This window comes from Flavobacterium sp. 9AF (genome assembly GCF_902506265.1).
GTDB lineage: Bacteria > Bacteroidota > Bacteroidia > Flavobacteriales > Flavobacteriaceae > Flavobacterium.
Map to the genome: position 1 here is coordinate 2,730,668 of NZ_LR733556.1, position 16,944 is coordinate 2,747,611.

Below are 16,944 nucleotides of genomic sequence, written 5' to 3' on the forward strand. Positions count from 1 at the left end.
ATAAAAATATGTCACAATTAACTATAACAACAACACAAAATGTTTCAATAAATTTTACAGCTGCTTCAGTTGGAGAAAGATTATTAGGTCAAATACTTGATTTTCTGGTAATGTTAGCTTATAGTATTGTTATGGGATATTTTATCGATTTAAGTGGTTTAGAAAGCTATTTGCTAAAATTAGATCACTGGTCAGCAATGGCTGTTTATATACTACTTTATTTACCTGTTTTTTTCTATACCCTCATTCAAGAAAGTCTATGGGAAGGAAGAACTATTGGAAAAAGAATTATGAAAATGAAAGTCATAAAAATAGATGGGTATCAAGCCAGTTTTGGAGACTATTTAATTCGATGGTTATTTCGTTTAATTGAGGTGGTTCCTCCTTTTTCTATTGTAGGATTGATAGCAATTATTTTTAATGGAAGAAATCAAAGATTAGGAGATATGGGTGCAGGAACTGCAGTTATTTCATTGAAAAATAATATCAATATTAATCACACTATCTTGCAAGAGGTAAATGAAGATTATATACCCACTTATCCTTTGGTTATTAAGTTATCGGATAATGATGTGCGAATCATTAAAGAAACTTTTGAATTGGCAATTAGAAATAGAGATTATAGTACTTTAATAAAATTAAGAGAAAAAGTAATTGCTGTAACAGGGATTAAAAATCAATCAGGAAATGATCAAGATTTTATTCGAACGCTATTAAAGGATTATAATTTTTATACACAAAATATGTAATTATTTACTCAAGTACAAAAATCCATTTATAGGTTCTGGATAACTAGAATCATTTAAATATAAGATATAATAATATGTGCCATCTGGAGCTAATTTAGTTCCTATACCTTCTTCTACATACCCATTCCAGTCGGGTTTGTTATTATTTCCCACCCAAAGTAATTTACCCCAACGATTGTATATTTCAAGTTTAAAATGGATGAAAACGTCTCTTAATCCATCAATAAAAAAAGAGTCATTTAAATTGTCATTATTAGGAGAAACAGCATTAAAAATATTAGGTGGACAATTTTCAACTTCAAGAAAGAAAGAAGTAATGGCTATGCAATTATTTTCGTTTTCTATTCTAATAAAAATCTCTTTAGGGGTATTTATGGCTTCATAATTTGCAGTATTGAATATTGGGTTAGTATTATTTAAAGCATCTTCGTAGGATTCATGAAAACTTACTTGATGCAATGGATTTGTTTTGACTTGTTCTTCATATTCAGAAAAATCAAATATTCCTCTAGTTAACCCTAAATTGCAACTCATTAAAGGTAGTAATGTATTAAAAGTAGGAGATAGCCACAAGTTGATATCAATAGAATCATTATTATTGGTTTCAACTAATTCTGTAATAATACCTGTACCATTTCCAATATCGTCCACTACTGCTGTTAAAGTAAAAGTGTTAGAAATTGAATTAGGTATATTTATTATTGCACTTCCAGTTTCATTTCCACCTATAGGAATAGTGTTTTGAGTTTGTGAAATCCCTACCAATACGCCATTTGCATAAAAAGCTATAGGAGTATTTGCTGCTAAAATTTCTGTGCTATTCACGTTATATACAGTAAAGGTAATGGGAATTTCCCGACTATTGCAAGCTAATTCATAATTGTCTATTGTAATGGTAGCATCAGGTAATTGACTATTTAATTTAGTTACTACAGTATTAATCATTATAAAGTCTTGAAAGGAAGACAAAGTTATATTTGCACTCGTATTCCCTATTTGGATATAATTTTCAATATCATAGATATCTAAATCAACATTGTATAAATCAGATGCTCCAGTTATAGAGTTGGTTCCATTAAAAACATTGTTGATTGGATTAGAAGCATTACTAATGACGGTTCCATTAATAGCAAAAGTTTCTGTAGGTAAAGAAGCATCACCTTCCCATGCTATGAATCCAGCTGTAGCATTATTATTATCAATAACATATAAATTGGTTAAATCAATACTTAAATTACTCGGAACACCTTGTAACCCATCATAAACATTAATTTGATTTAGGGGTAAATTACTGTTTTCATAAATAATTAAAATAGCCCAACCCGCAAAATTAGTAGAGATTTGCTTATGATATACTTCAAAAGCAGAGATGTCTAAATTTGATAAAGTGTAATCTCCATTTCCGTTAGTTTGTATGAATGTTGTAATATCTTTAAACGCACTAAAATAGGTGAAAGTTTGATTATTTCCTGAAATTCGAGTATGACTGAAAGTTCGATCAGGAGTCATAGTTGTGCTATTCAAATCAATACTAAAGTCACCATCACCTGAACCAGACCAATACAGAAAAGCTTTAATAACAGTATCATTTGCATCTAAAGCAAGAGTTGCAGTAGAAGAAGTACCTGTAACTAATCCTGCAGTTATATTATTTTCAGCTGAATTCATGGTATTACCAATGAACGTAAAATCGTAACGACCGTTAATTTGAGTATAAAGAGTGATGTCTTGCCCATTCATTAAAATTGGGAAAACTAGCAAAAAGAGGTAAATAAAGAAGTATTTTTTTTGCTTCACACGTTTTTAAACTTAAAATATGTCCTAAGATACTAATTAATTTAATAAAATGTTTCCAATTCAACACACATGAAGTAAAAAATTAGTAATTTTCGGGTTTAATTCAAGCATTTGAAAACGTATCAAGTAAAAAAATATACTACAGACTATTATTTAAAATGGAATGAATTTGTAGCTCAGGCTAAAAACGCCACCTTTCTATTCCATAGAGATTATATGGAATATCATAGTGATCGATTTGAAGATTTTTCTATACTTATTTTTGATGAAAAAGATAATTTAAAAGCCATTTTGCCTGGAAATAGAGTAGGTAATGCGATTTATTCTCATCAAGGATTAACTTATGGAGGTTTAGTTTTATATAAAAATCTAAAATTTGCGGAAGTAAAATTAATATTTGAAATGCTTTTTTCTTTTCTTAAAGAGAATAATTTTGTTAAACTTATATATAAACCCATTAATTCGTATTACCAGAGTTTGCCGTCAGAAGAATATTTATTTATTTTGAAACAATGGGAAGCTACATTAGTAAAGAGAGAATTAAATTTATGCATTCCATTTTATAAAGACTATAAAATTTCAAAAAGTAAACTCAAGCATTACAAGAGAAATGAAAAATTGGACTTAAAAATTAAAAAAGAAACCGATTTTTCCCTTTTTTGGAATCAAGTTTTAATTCCTAGATTAGAAACAAAACACAGTGTAAAGCCTGTACACACTTTAGATGAAATTATTTATTTAGCAAGAAAATTCCCTGAAAATATAATACAATATAACGCTTATTATAATAATCAAATAGTTGCTGGAATAACTCTTTTTATAACTAAAACAGGTATAAAATCTCAATACGGAGCCACAACTGATGCTGGAGAAAGAATAAGGGCTTTGGATTTTTTATATTTTAAATTAATTGAATTATATAAAGATTCATGTGATTTTTTTGATATGGGAACATGTACAGAGAACAACGAATTAGGTTTTAATCCTGGGTTGTTAAATCAAAAAGAAGAATTAGGATGCTCGTTATATAATCAAGATACTTATAGTATTACTTTATGATAAAATTTTTAGATCTGCATACAGTAAATCAACCTTATGAAACGTATTTTCAAAAGAAAATGAATGCTTTTTTAGCTAAAGGATGGTATATATTAGGGGAAGAAGTGAGATTGTTTGAAACTACTTTTGCGGAGTATTGTGGAACAAAATATTGTATAGGAGTAGGTAATGGTTTAGATGCGTTAGTGCTTATTTTTAAAGGATATATCCAATTAGGTAAAATGCAAAAAGGAGATGAAGTATTAGTTCCAGTAAACACCTATGTTGCCAGTATTTTAGCTATTTTACAAGCCGATTTAGTTCCAATTTTGATTGAACCAAAAGAGGAAACATTCAATATAAATCCTAGTTTAATTCCTGAAAAAATTACTTCTAAAACCAAAGCAATTTTAGCAGTTCATTTATATGGTCAGTTAGCTGAAATGGAAGCTATTAACAGTATTGCAGAACAGTATAATTTATTAATTATTGAAGATGCCGCTCAAGCACATGGAGCTGTTTTGGAAGTTAGAAGTCAGAAGTTAGAAGTTAGAAGTGAAAAAACTATAATTAAAAAAGCTGGGAATTTAGGACACGCAGCTGGTTTTAGTTTTTATCCAGGTAAAAATTTAGGAGCTTTAGGAGATGCAGGTGCCATAACGACAAACGATCAAACTTTAGCTGAGGTACTTTTTTCAATGCGTAATTACGGTTCGAAAGTTAAATATGAGAATGAAATTTTGGGAACCAATTCAAGATTAGACGAATTACAAGCTGCTTTTTTAAATGTAAAATTACCTGATTTAGAAAAAGAAAATGAAAAAAGAAGACAGTTGGCACAACGTTATTTAAGAGAAATAAAAAATGAAAAAATACAACTTCCTTTTTGGGATGGAAGTAATAATCATGTTTTTCATTTGTTTGTAATTCGAACAAAGGATAGAAATAAGTTGATGTATTATTTAAAAGAAAATGATATTGAGACGCTGATTCATTATCCTATTGCGCCCCACAAGCAAGAAGCTTTGCATGAATGGAATCAGTTGTCATTTCCTTTAACTGAAAAAATTCATGAGGAGGTGTTGAGTATTCCTTTAAATAGTGTTTTAGAAGAAGAAGAAATTCAAAAAATAATTAAAGTTTTAAATGAATTTTAAAAGTGAGTGAAGAAAAGAGTACATATAAAAGAATTCTATTGGCAACTTCTGTTTTTGGAAGTATGCAATTTGTAAATCTTTTCTTTTCATTTGTTAAACATAAACTGTTATCAATTTTCATTGGGGCAGAAGGGTATGGTATTTTTGGAATGTTGAATTCCATCGTTGATTTAATTAAATCCATTTCTGGTTTGTCTATAGATAATAGTGCCGTTAAAGCAATTGCGAGTCAGGAAAATAGCGATTTTAATGCACAAGTGGTTTTAAAATTATCGATTTTAACAGGTCTTTTAGGATGTTTAGCAACTGTTTTGTTTTCTCCAATCATAAGTAAATACTTATATTTTACGTATGACAATTGGTATCTTATAGCCTTTATAGGATTAGCTGTTTTTTTTAAACAGATTGCAAGTGCTTTTAATGCTATTTTACAAGGTAAAAGCCTCTTTAAGAAATTAGCCAAATCCAATTTATTATCTAACGGACTAGGGTTGTTTTTTACCGTTCCTTTTTTTTATTTTTTTAAAAAAGATTTTATCATTCCATCTATAATAATTACAGCTTTAGTCAATACGATGGTATGTTGGTTTTTTGTAAAAAAAATCAAAGTTTTTAATACTTTTTTAAGCTTTAAACAAGCTCTTTCTCAAGGAAAAGATATCGTTTATTTTGGTAGCTTATTAATGATGATGTCTTTTTTACCTTTGTTAGTCAATTATACATTACAAATCCTAATAAACAAACATGATGGTATTGAAAATGTTGGGCTTTTTAATGTGGCAAATATTATTTTAAATACTTATGTGGGTTTTCTTTTTAACGCCATGTCTTTGGAATATTATCCACGATTAGTAAGTTTAGAAAAAGATAATAGCAAAGTAGCCATTACGGTAAAACAACAAGCCATTGTTACTACTTTATTAATAGTCCCTGTTGTTATTTTTTTTATTGGTTTTGGTGAGTTTATTATCCAATTTCTGTTTTCAAAAGAGTTTCTAAAGGTAAATCAATTATTACAATGGGCTGTTATAGGTATTTTTTTTAAGGCGATTTCTTTTTCCATTGGATACTTATTTATTGCAAAAGCTGATTCTAAGGTTTTTATGAAAACTTCATTAGGTTTTAATATTTTGTATTTTTTAATGTTGTATTTTGGTTATCAAATAGGAGCATTTAAAGGTATGGGAATAGCCATTGCAGTTTATTTTTTTCTTCATTTAACAGGCGTTTATCTCATTGCTAAGAATAGATATCAAATGACTTTTTTTGAAAAAAAGGATATCGTTTTATTTGTGTCCCAATTTCTCACTTTACTAGTTGCACTTTTTATTATGCGCTTGTCACCTCAAATTCATTTATATTTGATTACTATTTTATTAATTTTAAGTATTAGTTATACATTTTATGAAATTAATAAATTAGTGGTTTTAAAAGATTTATTTAAGAAATGAAAATAGTATCAAAAATAAAAAGAGTATTACAAGTAAATTGGATCAAATCGGTTTATTTTAACTTTAAAAAATTTCCTTTTGCTATTGCTAAAAAGATGCCTGTTTTATTTTATGGTAGCGTAAAATTTCAAAATATATCGGGGAAAATAAGTATTAATGCTCCCATACAAACCGGAATGATTGGTTTTGGAAAACCCTATGAAATGAATACGCTTTCAAGTGGAATTGCAGAAATAATGTTTGCAGGAACTATTATTTTTGAAGGACATGTTCAGTTTGGGAAAGATTATTTTGTTTATGTAACAAAAGAAGCTGTTTTAAAAATGGGCGACATGTCATCCATTGCTTCTAAAGGAAAAATTATTTGTACCAAAGAAATTGTTTTTGGAAGGTATGCTAGGTTGGGTTCTGAATGTCAGGTTATTGATACGAATTTTCATGAAATGATGGATATAGTAACCCAACAAAAATTCCCTTTGCATGCACCTATTAGAATCGGAAATTATAATTTTATAAGCAATAGAGTTACGTTTTTATCCAAATCAATTACTCCAGATTATTGTACAGTTGCATCAAATAGCTTGTGTAATAAAGATTATACCTCTTTAGGGAATGCTATTTTAATTGGCGGTGTTCCAGCGCAATTAGTAAAAGAAAACATTACAAGAGATTGGGAAGGTGAAAAAGAAATTTTGGATAATTATTTAAAGAATAACTTTTTTTAATTACATTTTATTTAACAGTTTATTTTATTTAAAGAAACATTTATAATATAGTTTTGTTTCAACATTAAATAATAAAAACATGAAAAAAATTTATCTTGGATTAGTTTTCTTATGAACTTTTTCTTTTGCTCAAATTAATACATCTGTTGGTGGAGCTTCAAGTGTATTGCCAAATGCTTCGACTTCAAATACTAATGTCGGTATTGGCACAAACAACCCTGAATATAAATTAGATGTGAATGGAGATATTAGAGCACAAAAAGCTTCTTTTTCTAAATCTGTACCTAATGGAACTAACTTTAGCACAACAAATGAAGAAATTATTGAAACTAATGTTTTATCTGCAGGAACTATAGTGGATCCATTAAATAATTCAAAAACTTTCAACTTTTTTGATATGCCAAGTAATGCTTCAAGACCAAAACCATCCTTATGGTTTAGCCTTCAAAACAGAAATGACATAGCAAGATTAGTATATTCATGTCAACAAGATGGTGGTGGTGGATTACATATGAATAATAAAATTCAAGAAGAAATTTTTAAAGGATATGAAGACGGTAATAATTACACTTTTTTGCAGTTAGGAAAACCAAATTCAAAACTGATGATTGGAGGTTATGCAGATTATCCTAACAGCATAGGACATAAATTATTTGTACAAGATGGAAGTGCAAAAGTGGAAGGAGCAATAGAAAGTGAAAAAGGTATTTTTACTAGTGATTTACCAGATGGGAGTTCTTTTCAACCAGGTGAAAGAAATGACTTATGTACTTTTTTTGCAGCTGGATCTAAAATTGGTTCTGGGCCTGGTTATATTAATACAAGAATGGTTAATATTTTTGATTTTCCAGCTTCTAATTTTAATCCTCAATCAACTATTTGGTTTAACATTGTGGATAGAGGAGATATGGATAGATTTAGAATGTATGCAAGTACAGGTGGAGCGACAAATTTAATCATGTACAATAGATTACAACAAGAGATTTTCAGAGTTTATGAAGATGGAAATGATAATGTTTCTGTTCAATTAGCTAAATCTAACTCTTTTCTAGGAATAGGTACAACAAGCGCTACTGATGGTACTGACACTTTTAATTTATCAGTGAAAGGAAAAATGAGAGCAGAAGAAGTTAAAGTGTACACAACTTGGGCAGATTATGTATTTAATGACGATTATAAATTGCCTTCTTTAGATGAAGTTGAAAATCATATTAAAGAAAAAGGTCATTTAATAAATATGCCATCTGGACAAGACATTGAAGAAAAAGGACTTTTTGTTGGAGAAATTACAAAAATGCAACAAGAAAAAATTGAAGAATTAACACTTTATCTAATTCAACAAAAGAAAGAAATAGAAGAATTAAAAGCTCAGATGAAAATATTGCTAGAAAAGAACAATAAATAATATTTCAAATAATGATGAAAAAAATTATTTTTCTAGTATTAATGTTTTCTTGTGCCTTCGTATTTGCACAAAATTTAATTAATAATCATTGGAAATTAGGTCAAACTGATCTCAATTTTTCAAATGCAACACCAACGGCAGTAGTAACCAATAATGCTAATTATGCGTATGCAACTGCAAGTGATAGTAATGGGAATGTATTGTTTTCTACAAACGGTGTAGATGTTTGGGATAAGAATAACAATATTATGTATAATGGGGATGATATTTTGCAAGGATTAATTGTTTCTAATGGCTATAATGATGATATTTTAAACACAATAATCGTACAAAATCTAGGTAATATAAATCAGTATTATATTTTTACATCCTATAATATTTCTTGTCTTTGTAATACAATATTTCCAACTAAATATGTGTATTCTATTGTAGAATTTAATGCAAGTTATCCTAATGGGTATGTAGTTGATTTAGGTAATCAGGATTTACAATATGGTACTACAACATTTACAAAATTCTTGCAAGATGCTAATGGAGCTTCATTAGACGCATATTTATATTATGGATCTTTAACTGCTACAAAAGCTTCAGATGATAATAGTTGGGTTGTAGTTCAGTATAAAAATAAAATGTTGAGTTATAAAATAGATATTCAAGGATTAAATACTGTCCCTGTTGAATCTACATTTTCCAATAATCAAATCTATTCTCCTAGTAGTTGGAATAGTTCACAAGGTACATTAACAGGTAATAAAGGTGAAAAAATAAGAGTAGCGCCTAATACTAATTTTTTAATTGGGTTAGAATACAGTGAAACAAATGATGATCCTGCTCAATCTCCTTTTAAGTTTTATAAATTAGATTTTAATGTTAATACAGGTGCTTTTTCCAATTATCAAGTATTATCTGGATATGGCTACAGGATTTATGACTTTGAAATCTCAAATGATTCACAAAAATTATATTATGTAAGAAATCAGTTTACTAATATAGGACAAAACGTGAATGGGCAAGTACTTGTAAAGGACTTAACAAATAATGCCACTCCAGTAAGAGTATTAAATGAGTATCTAGCTTCAACAACACCTACTTCACAATTTGGTTATATTCAGAAAGATAGAAAAGGAAATATCTTATTAACATCATATGCTACTTCTTTTAATAAAAATAAATATGTGCATAAAATTGAAAATCAAGATAGCTTTAGTACTAGTACAGTTAATATAAATATAGTATATTTAAATGGGTTTTTAATTTCAAGACTACCACAACTAATACCGGAACTAGATATGTCCACCTGTGATCAAACTTTAGTATTAAATTCAGAGACCAATGCGAATTTTACATACATTAACTATGAAGGTATTATTAGTCAAACTAATTATAATTTGAATGCATCAAACAATATAACTATGTTAGCTAATAGTAGTATATTGCTTAAAGCGGGAACTACAATCAGTTTGGGAGCTAATTTTTTAGCAAGAATTCAGCCTTGTGATATTTATGTTTCAAAAGCAATGAAAAATTCTAATGCATTAGATAATTCATTTGATGAACCAATAGAAAGGAAGAATCATGTTTTACTTTATCCTAATCCTAATAATGGTAATTTTACCATAGATTTGCCTACTTACAAAATCGGAATAAGATATAATCTATCTATATTAGATTTAAGCGGTAAACTTGTGTACCAAAAAGGTTATAAATCCGACAAGATTAATATTCTTTTACAGGATATTGAAAAAGGTATATACTTCCTTAAGTTAATAGCTGAAGATGGTAGTTTAGTATTTGAACAAAAGTTTATTAAACAATAATCGTTTTTCAAAAAGTATGAAAAGGAATGTTTGTGAATTACAAGTATTCCTTTTTTATTTCTTGGAAGTTTTACTAATATTAAAAATGAAATGAATTTATAAAGATTTAAAAAATACTTTTATGTAAAAAAAGATATATTTCAAAATATAGTTATAATTTCTAGAATGAATATTTATTTTAAATTCATATTTTATCCTTTGAAGTAAAGCTTTATGTTCTTCTTTAGTTTGGTTTAAGCGATAAGCATTATGTAATATTTTATAGGATGATTCGTGTAGTTTTTTTGTTTTAGGATTGTTTCTTTTGTAAAAATGAGCCCCTAATGAGTTACTAAGTTCCCTTTTTTTGACAAGTATTTTGGGAATGTATTGAAAATCATATTTTCTTGAAACTTTTATCCATAAATCCAAGTCTTCATAAGACAAATTTTCATCATATCCACCTATGTTTTCTAAAACATCTTTTCGAATTATAGAGGATACCGAACAAATTTTAGGAGATAAACCAATTACCATTTTATAAATATTACCGCTTTGTGGATGCTCATTTGAAGCATAATGATATGAAATAAACTGATTTTTTTCATCTATTAATTCCAAATTTCCATATACCACAGCAAGATTTGAAAATTTTGTATTCTGAAAAGCTTTTATCTGCTCTTCAATACAGTTAGGAAGTAAAACATCGTCAGCTGCCAAGTCAATAATATATTCTCCATTTGTTTTTTTTAACATGTTGTTAAATGTCTTTGTATTGCCTAAATTTGTATGATTAGGGTAGAATGGTATACTTGGATTTTTTTTTATCCAGTTTTCAATTACTTCTTTAGAATCGTCTGTACTAGAATCATCTGCAATTAATAATTCAATATTAGGATAGGATTGTTGCAAAACAGAATTTAAAGATGCTACAATATATGGAGCATGATTGTAAGAAATACAGATTACACTTACTAAAGGTAAATTTTGCATATCAAATTTAAAAGAGTATTTTCGGCTAAATTAATAAATTGTAATGAAATAGATGGATTCTAATAATACAAATAGAAAAAGAATAGCGCTTATTGGTTATAAGTTTTGTTATGGAGGTTTGGAAAAGGTGATGAGTGATCTTTCTATTTTATTTGAAAATAATAACTATGAAGTGGTAACTATAGTGTTAGACAAAGAAGTTTGTTACCCAAATGGAGGTCAATTGATTACGTTAGGTAATCAGAACAAAATTTCAAAATATTTAAAATTAAATGCCATTCTTAAAAAAAATAAATTTGACTATATTATTGATTTTAGATATCGTTTGAATCCGTTCATGGAACTTTTATTTTTATATGTCTTCTATTCAAAAACCAAAGTTATATATACTATTCATAGTGCTAATATTAATGCCTATTTTACAAAATATAATTTCATTGCAAAATTAATTTTAAAAAAAGTAAATACATTTGTTAGTGTTTCAAAGAATATTAAAGAAAAGTTAGAAAATAAATTCCAAAATGTAGTTATTGAAGTAATTTCAAATGGATTTGATTTTGAAAAAGTGACGCAACTTTCATTAGCTGAAACGAGTAATATGCCACAATTTAATTTTATTATAGCTATAGGAAGATTAGCCAAAGAGAAACAATTTGATAAATTAATAGAAATATATGCAACATCTATTTTACCTATAAATAATATACATTTGCTTTTTTTAGGAGAAGGTGAGCAAGAGAAATTTTTAAAGGAAAAATGCAATACCCTTGGGATGAATGAAATGATTCACTTTTTGGGATTTCAAGATAATCCGTATGTTTACCAAAAGAAAGCAATGTTTTCAATTTTATGTAGTGCTTTTGAAGGATTTCCAATGGTTATTTTAGAGTCTTTGGCAGTAGGAACGCCTGTGATATCTTTTGATTGCCCAACTGGACCTTCAGAAATGATAGTTCACCATGAAAATGGATTATTAATTGAAAACCAAAATTTTTCTGAACTGCAAAATAAGATGGAATGGTTAATTCAACACCCTAAATTTATTGAATTATATAAAAAGCAAAGCATAAAAAGTGTCGCTAATTTTGAAAATAATGTAATACTAGAAAGATGGAATTCGATATTGAAATGAATAAAATAAAGTTTATTAAAATACCAAAAATAGAAGATAATAGAGGGAATTTATCGGTTATTGAAAAAGAAATTGTTCCTTTTGAAATAAAAAGAGTTTATTATTTATATGATGTCCCTGCAGGTGCTGAAAGAGGAGGACATTCTCATAAAAAAACGCAAGAATTTTTAGTTGCTTTGTCAGGAAGCTTTGATGTTATTATTACTGATGGAATAACCAAGCAAAGAATTACATTAAGTAAGCCTTACGAAGGGTTATTAATTGAAAATGGTGTTTGGAGAGAATTGGATAATTTTTCTTCTGGTTCCGTTTGTTTAGTTATCGCTTCTGATGTTTTTGATGAGGAGGATTATATAAGAGATTTTAACGAATTTTTACAAACACGCTAATGCTTTTAAATAATAAAACTTCTTTACTCAATTTGGGAGATTGTATCGATTTATATTTGAAAATTAAAAATAGTGGATTAAAAAAAGTTTTATTTAAATTGCTTAAAATCAATTCGTCAAGTCGAGTTTCTTCTAAATGGGATAATTATACTACAAAATCTGATTTTTGGATAATTCCAGAAATTAGAGCACATTGGAATCAAATTATCACTGGCAATGAGAAGATGGAATATGAAGAGTATGTATCTAAAAAATATTTTGATAAAAATAAATCGTATCGCTTATTATCTATAGGTTGTGGTGAGGGGAAACATGAAAGAAATTTTTGCAATTACATTCAATTTGATAGGGCTTTAGGAATTGATATTTCTGCTGAAAGTATAAAAAATGCACAAAAATATGCTTTGGAAGAAAAGAAACTAATAGATTATGTATCTTCTGATTTTTTTAAAGTTAATTTTCAGGATGAAAAATATGATATTATCTTATTTGATTCCAGTTTGCATCACTTTGAAAATATTAATCAATTCCTTCGGAATACAATTAAACCTTTATTAGAAAAAAACGGGCTTTTAATTGTTTTTGAATATGCTGGACCAAATAGACTACAATGGGAAGAAAATCAATTACAAAAATGTAATGAAATTTTAGGAAAAATACCCTCAAAATATAAATTTTTTCCCAATAGTAAATTGGAAAAAAAGAAAGTATATCGCCCAGGTATTTTAAGAATGTTTGCAGTTGATCCTTCCGAGGCACCCGATTCTATTAATTTGGTACCAGCATTACATTCCAATTTTAAAGTTTTAGAAGAAAAACAATTAGGTTGGAATATTATACAGCCATTATTGAAAGGAATTGCCCATAATTTTTTAAATAAAGATAAAGAAACGAAAGAAATAATTACTGAAATACTAAATGAAGAAAACACTTTTTTAGAAAGCAATAATCTAAAAAGCGATGCTGTTTTTGGAGTTTATAGCCATAGTAATTAATTATATGTTGAAAATTCTATTCCTAAATATTTCAATTTTTGTTTTATAAAATAGAGAGATTTAAGTAAGGCTGATGGTAAAAAAAATAGCAGTAAATTTTGTAATCCAATGTTTCTTTTGTCAATATTTTTAAATAATTCTTGAGCTTTTTTATTGTTCCCAATCGCTTTAAATTGAATTGCGTAAAAAAATCGATAAACATCTAAGAACTCTTTTAAATATTTATTTGTAAGTTCATCTTTTTCAAATTGAATAAAATTCATTAACTGAACAGAATCAATTCTCTTTTTACTTAAACTAAAAGGAATATGATAATTATATATTGCTGTTTTTTTATTGGATAATGCTACTGGATAATTTATACCTATGTGGGTCCATAACTCTATATCTTCACCTATAGTACTATTTTCATTGAATCCATTAATCAAATCCAAGATGTTTTTAGGGATAGCTAATGCAGATGTCCATGCTATTCTAAAAGGTTTACTTGAATAAAAATAATTAGGAACAATTCCTCTAAAATTTTTTTCAATTCCTCTAAAATTGATTTCTTGAAAATATTTTTCGGTTGTCTTAATTGTATATAAATTACAATATATTCCACAATTTGGGAAATCAGAATAAAGCAGAAATAGTTCTTCTAAATGATTAGGTAACCAATAATCATCGGCATCTAAAAAAGCAATTAGTTTACCTTTAGCTTGTTTTATACCTAAATTTCTTGCAGTTGAAACACCTTTGTTTTCTTGTTTAAATAGGGTTATTCTGCTATCAGTAATTTGATTTATCTTTTTAATACTTTCGTCTGTAGAACCATCATCAACAATAATAATTTCGAAATTCTGATATTTTTGTGCAAAGACACTTTTTAAAGTGGTATGAATATATTCAGCCTTATTGTAAACAGGAATAATTATTGAAAAAAAAGGCATGTTCATTTTTTTGCTATTAAAACACTTTCATTATCTGAAAAACCAAAGTATTCGTCTTTCTTAAATTGTGAAACTTCAATTTTAAAACCTACTTTTTGTAATCTTTCTTTTAATCCTAAAACAGAATATACTCTAACATGATCTTCTTGCCCAAAATGCATAAATCTTTCTTTTTCAGACGTAATGGTATAATCTTCATAGATTTCTCCTTCCTTGAAAGGAGTTTGTATTAGTATTGCTCCACAGGGTTTTAAAACTCTATATAATTCAGAAATGGCTTTTTGATCATCAATAACATGTTCCAAAATATGATAGCATAGAATTAAATCAAAAGAGTTTGTATCTTTAGGAATATTTGTAATATCGTATTTTGTATCAGCAATAAAATCCCCGGATAAATCACTTGTTAAATAATCAATATTTTTTTCTTTTTTCAATTTACGAAATAATGAACGTGAAGGAGAAAAATCTAAAATAGTATAATTTTTAGATAAATATTTTTCTTTTAGAATATAATACAGCCTTCGGTCTCTTGATAGACTTCCACAGTTAGGGCATAAATTATCTTGATTAGGTAATTGTACCCATTCTTTCATTTTAAAATTGCAAATGACACATAAATGGTTGTTTCCTTTTTTAGAATAGGAGTACAATTTTCTTAAAAACGGTTCAATTTTATAAACCAAACGTTTTGGAATACTATTTTTAATAATTCTTTTTACAATATTATACATCCCTATTTTTATTAATTAAGCAAAAATACCCTAGTTTATAAAAATCCAAATAAAATAAATTGGGATTTTTAGAATCTAATTTTTTTATTAAAAGGGCAGTTGATTTTTCAAATATACTTAAGAAAATTTTTCTTAAACCAAATAAGTATAGTAATCGATAGAATGTAGTAATTTTTGTATCCTTGTATTGTAAATTACCATTTTTAACCAACTCATTCAAAGTTCTTATAGCAGTTTCGGTTTTCTTTATAAAAGTTAAATTACATTCAGAATTATAATGAATTAATTGATTTTCAATATGATGAATTTTTAATTTATTTTTTTTTAAATCTTTAATAAACAAAACATCTTCATATCCATAATGTTTTATAGATGTTTGAAAAGGTATTTTAGAAATAATATTTTTTTGTAGAAGTAAATTCCATGAAAAAACAAAGCTATAGGGGGAACTTTTGCGTTTTTTTAGTGTTTTTATCTCTCTATTAACACCATATTTCCATCTTAATATTTTTTCATGACTGGGTTTTTCCAAAGGGTACGAAACTCCTCCAAAAATTATAGGTAAATTGGGTTTAATTTCGGAAACCAAAATTTTTAAATACTCTTTTTTTTCAGGAAATGCATCTGCTTCCATTATAAGCACATACTCATATTTTGCTTTAGAATTTAAAAGATTAATATTATTACCTCTACCTTGGTTTACATTATTCACATCAAAAAAACAATTACTTAACGCATTGATTTTCTCATTTTCTTCTAAAAATAAGTAACTATTATCATCTTGTACCAAGATTTCATAAGTAATCGCTAAAGTATCAGCCTGTTCTTTTAATTCTAATACTAATGGGTAAACATTATAGTTGTATGTTGGAATTAAAATGGACAACATTATACCGTTCTTTGTACCACTTCAAAAACCTGACCTCCTTCAAACTTTAGTGTTTTAGAAGGAAATTTTAATAATAACGCATAATCATGTGTTGCCATAATTATCGTTTTTCCTGTACTATTAATTTTTCTTAACACATCCATTACTTCTGCACTGGTTTGTGGATCTAAGTTACCAGTAGGTTCGTCTGCTAAAATTAATTCAGGATTGTTTAAAAGTGCTCTAGCAATGGCAATTCGTTGTTGTTCTCCTCCTGACAGTTGATGAGGCATTTTAGATTGGTAATTTTTCATTCCTACTTTATCTAAAACTTCATCTATTTTTACATTCATTTCTTCTGTAACTGTCCAGCCAGTTGCTTTTAGTACAAACAACAAATTTTCTTTTACATTGCGATCGGGTAGTAATTTAAAATCTTGAAATACAACTCCTAGCTTTCTTCTTAAATAAGGAATGTCTTTCTCTTTTAAATCTCTTAAATCGTAATCAACAATTGTTCCTTCACCTGTAGTTAACGGTAAGTCTGCATATAAAGTTTTTAAAAAACTACTTTTTCCCGAACCCGTTTTACCAATTAAATAAATGAATTCTCCATTTTTTACTTCTAAATTAACATTAGTTAATACAGGATTTTTTTCTTGAAAAATGGTAATATCTTTTAATGAAAGGATACTTTGCGACATAGTATATAACAGTTTTAAGTTGTAAAAATAAGAACTTACTTAACGCTTTCAAAATTTATAATCAATTAAGTTAAAAAAT

At 27.5% G+C, this 16,944-nt stretch carries 16 protein-coding genes; 10 read left to right on the plus strand and 6 right to left on the minus strand.

Going from position 1 to position 16,944, the window contains the following annotated elements; all coding sequences use genetic code 11:
• Positions 1-8: 8 nt before the first annotated feature.
• Positions 9-749, plus strand: a complete 741-nt coding sequence (locus tag HALO113_RS12485) for an RDD family protein (RefSeq protein ID WP_159779333.1) — start codon at positions 9-11, stop codon at positions 747-749.
• On the opposite strand, the gene HALO113_RS12490 is transcribed toward HALO113_RS12485, so the two are convergent.
• Positions 750-2,489 carry a gliding motility-associated C-terminal domain-containing protein gene (locus HALO113_RS12490; RefSeq protein WP_159779334.1) on the minus strand — a complete coding sequence of 580 codons (1,740 nt, stop codon included), beginning with the start codon at positions 2,487-2,489 and terminating at the stop codon, positions 750-752. It abuts the gene before it with no gap.
• 168 nt (positions 2,490-2,657) lie between these two features.
• Between HALO113_RS12490 and HALO113_RS12495 the strand changes: the two genes are divergently transcribed.
• The 6 genes from HALO113_RS12495 to HALO113_RS12520 all read left to right on the plus strand — a co-directional run bounded on the left by HALO113_RS12495 (position 2,658) and on the right by HALO113_RS12520 (position 10,139).
• The gene (locus HALO113_RS12495; RefSeq protein WP_159779335.1) at positions 2,658-3,605 is read left to right on the plus strand and encodes a FemAB family protein; all 948 of its coding nucleotides are present in this window, start codon (positions 2,658-2,660) and stop codon (positions 3,603-3,605) included.
• Entirely contained in the window at positions 3,602-4,741 is a 1,140-nt protein-coding gene (locus HALO113_RS12500) for a DegT/DnrJ/EryC1/StrS aminotransferase family protein (RefSeq protein WP_159779336.1), read from the plus strand. The genes HALO113_RS12495 and HALO113_RS12500 overlap by 4 nt, the downstream gene beginning before the upstream one ends.
• Before the next feature lie 2 nt (positions 4,742-4,743).
• The gene (locus HALO113_RS12505; protein ID WP_159779337.1) at positions 4,744-6,192 is read left to right on the plus strand and encodes an oligosaccharide flippase family protein; all 1,449 of its coding nucleotides are present in this window, start codon (positions 4,744-4,746) and stop codon (positions 6,190-6,192) included.
• Positions 6,189-6,917 (plus strand): transferase, encoded by a 729-nt coding sequence (locus HALO113_RS12510; protein ID WP_159779338.1) that lies wholly within the window; start codon positions 6,189-6,191, stop codon positions 6,915-6,917. Before HALO113_RS12505 ends, HALO113_RS12510 begins: the two co-directional genes overlap by 4 nt.
• Positions 6,918-7,083: 166 nt before the next feature.
• Entirely contained in the window at positions 7,084-8,322 is a 1,239-nt protein-coding gene (locus HALO113_RS12515; RefSeq protein ID WP_159779339.1) for a hypothetical protein, read from the plus strand.
• 11 nt (positions 8,323-8,333) lie between these two features.
• Positions 8,334-10,139: a T9SS type A sorting domain-containing protein gene (locus HALO113_RS12520; RefSeq protein WP_159779340.1), complete on the plus strand. Its 1,806-nt coding sequence runs from the start codon at positions 8,334-8,336 to the stop codon at positions 10,137-10,139.
• A gap of 96 nt (positions 10,140-10,235) precedes the next feature.
• Here the strand turns inward: HALO113_RS12520 and HALO113_RS12525 are convergent, their stop codons facing one another.
• Positions 10,236-11,111, minus strand: coding sequence for a glycosyltransferase (locus tag HALO113_RS12525; RefSeq protein ID WP_159779341.1), 876 nt, complete (start codon positions 11,109-11,111; stop codon positions 10,236-10,238).
• Between the two features lie 52 nt (positions 11,112-11,163).
• Between HALO113_RS12525 and HALO113_RS12530 the strand changes: the two genes are divergently transcribed.
• From HALO113_RS12530 to HALO113_RS12540, 3 genes are read left to right on the plus strand one after another with little or no spacing between them, the layout of a single operon-like run.
• The gene (locus HALO113_RS12530; protein WP_159779342.1) at positions 11,164-12,243 is read left to right on the plus strand and encodes a glycosyltransferase; all 1,080 of its coding nucleotides are present in this window, start codon (positions 11,164-11,166) and stop codon (positions 12,241-12,243) included.
• Positions 12,222-12,632 carry an FdtA/QdtA family cupin domain-containing protein gene (locus tag HALO113_RS12535; protein WP_236554676.1) on the plus strand — a complete coding sequence of 137 codons (411 nt, stop codon included), beginning with the start codon at positions 12,222-12,224 and terminating at the stop codon, positions 12,630-12,632. Before HALO113_RS12530 ends, HALO113_RS12535 begins: the two co-directional genes overlap by 22 nt.
• On the plus strand, positions 12,632-13,627 hold the full coding sequence (locus HALO113_RS12540; RefSeq protein ID WP_159779343.1) for a bifunctional 2-polyprenyl-6-hydroxyphenol methylase/3-demethylubiquinol 3-O-methyltransferase UbiG: 996 nt from the start codon (positions 12,632-12,634) through the stop codon (positions 13,625-13,627). Before HALO113_RS12535 ends, HALO113_RS12540 begins: the two co-directional genes overlap by 1 nt.
• On the opposite strand, the gene HALO113_RS12545 is transcribed toward HALO113_RS12540, so the two are convergent.
• From HALO113_RS12545 to HALO113_RS12560, 4 genes are read right to left on the minus strand one after another with little or no spacing between them, the layout of a single operon-like run.
• Positions 13,624-14,565: a glycosyltransferase family 2 protein gene (locus HALO113_RS12545; protein ID WP_236554678.1), complete on the minus strand. Its 942-nt coding sequence runs from the start codon at positions 14,563-14,565 to the stop codon at positions 13,624-13,626. The two genes, HALO113_RS12540 and HALO113_RS12545, sit on opposite strands and share 4 nt — an antisense overlap.
• Positions 14,562-15,293 carry a bifunctional 2-polyprenyl-6-hydroxyphenol methylase/3-demethylubiquinol 3-O-methyltransferase UbiG gene (locus HALO113_RS12550; RefSeq protein WP_159779344.1) on the minus strand — a complete coding sequence of 244 codons (732 nt, stop codon included), beginning with the start codon at positions 15,291-15,293 and terminating at the stop codon, positions 14,562-14,564. Before HALO113_RS12550 ends, HALO113_RS12545 begins: the two co-directional genes overlap by 4 nt.
• Positions 15,286-16,182, minus strand: a complete 897-nt coding sequence (locus tag HALO113_RS12555; RefSeq protein ID WP_159779345.1) for a glycosyltransferase — start codon at positions 16,180-16,182, stop codon at positions 15,286-15,288. Before HALO113_RS12555 ends, HALO113_RS12550 begins: the two co-directional genes overlap by 8 nt.
• Positions 16,182-16,865 carry a cell division ATP-binding protein FtsE gene (locus HALO113_RS12560; protein WP_159779346.1) on the minus strand — a complete coding sequence of 228 codons (684 nt, stop codon included), beginning with the start codon at positions 16,863-16,865 and terminating at the stop codon, positions 16,182-16,184. Before HALO113_RS12560 ends, HALO113_RS12555 begins: the two co-directional genes overlap by 1 nt.
• Between the last annotated feature and the right edge of the window lie 79 nt (positions 16,866-16,944).

Coding starts and splice junctions, on each gene's coding strand:
- HALO113_RS12535 (WP_236554676.1), top strand. CDS start 12,222: ATGGAATTCGATATTGAAATGAATAAAATAAAGTTTATTAAAATACCA.
- HALO113_RS12560 (WP_159779346.1), bottom strand. CDS start 16,865: ATGTCGCAAAGTATCCTTTCATTAAAAGATATTACCATTTTTCAAGAA.
- HALO113_RS12500 (WP_159779336.1), top strand. CDS start 3,602: ATGATAAAATTTTTAGATCTGCATACAGTAAATCAACCTTATGAAACG.
- HALO113_RS12490 (WP_159779334.1), bottom strand. CDS start 2,489: ATGAATGGGCAAGACATCACTCTTTATACTCAAATTAACGGTCGTTAC.
- HALO113_RS12525 (WP_159779341.1), bottom strand. CDS start 11,111: ATGCAAAATTTACCTTTAGTAAGTGTAATCTGTATTTCTTACAATCAT.
- HALO113_RS12485 (WP_159779333.1), top strand. CDS start 9: ATGTCACAATTAACTATAACAACAACACAAAATGTTTCAATAAATTTT.
- HALO113_RS12555 (WP_159779345.1), bottom strand. CDS start 16,182: ATGTTGTCCATTTTAATTCCAACATACAACTATAATGTTTACCCATTA.
- HALO113_RS12510 (WP_159779338.1), top strand. CDS start 6,189: ATGAAAATAGTATCAAAAATAAAAAGAGTATTACAAGTAAATTGGATC.
- HALO113_RS12550 (WP_159779344.1), bottom strand. CDS start 15,293: ATGTATAATATTGTAAAAAGAATTATTAAAAATAGTATTCCAAAACGT.
- HALO113_RS12530 (WP_159779342.1), top strand. CDS start 11,164: ATGGATTCTAATAATACAAATAGAAAAAGAATAGCGCTTATTGGTTAT.
- HALO113_RS12545 (WP_236554678.1), bottom strand. CDS start 14,565: ATGAACATGCCTTTTTTTTCAATAATTATTCCTGTTTACAATAAGGCT.
- HALO113_RS12520 (WP_159779340.1), top strand. CDS start 8,334: ATGATGAAAAAAATTATTTTTCTAGTATTAATGTTTTCTTGTGCCTTC.
- HALO113_RS12540 (WP_159779343.1), top strand. CDS start 12,632: ATGCTTTTAAATAATAAAACTTCTTTACTCAATTTGGGAGATTGTATC.